Source organism: Bacillus sp. JJ722, assembly GCF_036963345.1.
Lineage (GTDB): Bacteria > Bacillota > Bacilli > Bacillales > DSM-1321 > Bacillus_AD.
Map to the genome: position 1 here is coordinate 11631 of NZ_JBALMO010000140.1, position 1375 is coordinate 13005.

Annotated in this window: 2 protein-coding genes; both read right to left on the reverse strand. The window is 36.1% G+C overall.

Annotation, left to right across the window (positions count from 1 at the left end; translation table 11 throughout):
• Window positions 1-237: 237 nt before the first annotated feature.
• Complete coding sequence (locus V7014_RS16915) at window positions 238-660, reverse strand: GNAT family N-acetyltransferase (RefSeq protein WP_335508611.1); 423 nt, start codon at window positions 658-660, stop codon at window positions 238-240.
• A 6-nt stretch (window positions 661-666) separates the two neighbouring features.
• On the reverse strand, window positions 667-1176 hold the full coding sequence (locus tag V7014_RS16920) for a YjcG family protein (RefSeq protein ID WP_335508612.1): 510 nt from the start codon (window positions 1174-1176) through the stop codon (window positions 667-669).
• Window positions 1177-1375 lie beyond the last annotated feature (199 nt).

A 1375-nucleotide genomic window follows, 5' to 3' on the forward strand; every position in this document is an offset into this window, starting at 1 on the left:
TCACACTTCTTCTTACGATAAGTCAACACTGAAATGCGGAATCGGCCCGTCAAGCCCCGAAGGCATAAGCCGAATCACACAGGAAATCCTGATTTCCGAAGTGATTTGGCTTATGACTCGAGGGGCTGGCCGATGAAGCTAGACACATCGAATCGCTCCGCTCTTCGTGTTTCCTTTATCTCGTACGAAGTGCGTAAGTCTCATACGGCGTTGAACGGGCGCTCTGCGCTTTTGTTTTTATAGATTTTTAGTCATTGTTCGATGAGGAATTCCTGCATCGAGAAATTCTTCAGAAACGATTTTATATCCTAAGTTTTCATAAAAACCAATAGCATGAGTTTGTGCATTGAGTTTTACTTGAGCGATTTGTTGATCTTTCGCATATTTCTCAATCTTGTTCATGATTAACTTACCAGCACCAGCTTTGCGAACATTTGCTAGGACACAAATGCGCTCTACTTTACCAGCTCCGTCTACTAAGCGGAAACGACCAGCGCCAATTGGTTTGTTGTCATCATACAATACAAAATGAGTAGCGGTTTGATCATGTTCATCAAGTTCTTCTTCTGCGTCAACTTGTTGTTCTTCGATAAATACTTTTTGTCGAATCGAATAAGCATCTTCTAATTGTTGTTGATTATTGACAATTTCTACTATCACAATTGTTTATTCCTTTCCAAGATGAAATGTTTCGTAGACTGTCCATGAGCCATTGTCTAATTGATATAGTAAGTGAAAGCGATCAATTGTTTCTGAATGACTAAGGTCAATCATACTTAATTGTCCAAATAGATCAGAATGTTCGTCATTTGACAATTGTTGAGCTAGTGTTAAATGAGGAACAAACGCAAATTCATCTTCACTATTGATTCCATTATGCAATTGTTTTTGGAGAGTTTCAAGTTCGTTATTTAACTCAACCTTTAAATAAATAACGTTGCTAACAGGTTGGAATGTACTTGCTTTTAACACATTTAAATTGATAGGTTCTGTTTTCGCAGCTGTTTCCCAAAGTTGTTTCGTAATGTCTTTCATTTGTTCTTCAGACGCTTCAAATGAATATTTTAAGGTTATATGTGGAGGAATCATAGAGTATTGTGGGTCATAACGTTTTCGATAAGAATTTACGAGATCTTGGAGTTTTTTCGATGGAAAAATTGCAATGCCATATTTCATAAAATAATGCCTCCCAAATGTAGTATTGATAACATAAACAAAATGTTAGTCTATTCCATTATATCAATTTTAAGAATATTGTGTAAAAAATATGACTTACAACGTTAATTCATTTCAAAAGTAATGGTTAATTTTTACGTAATAATGTACTGCTTTATCCCGTTCAGACTGGCGCTAAGTCTCCCACTTCAAAACGAAA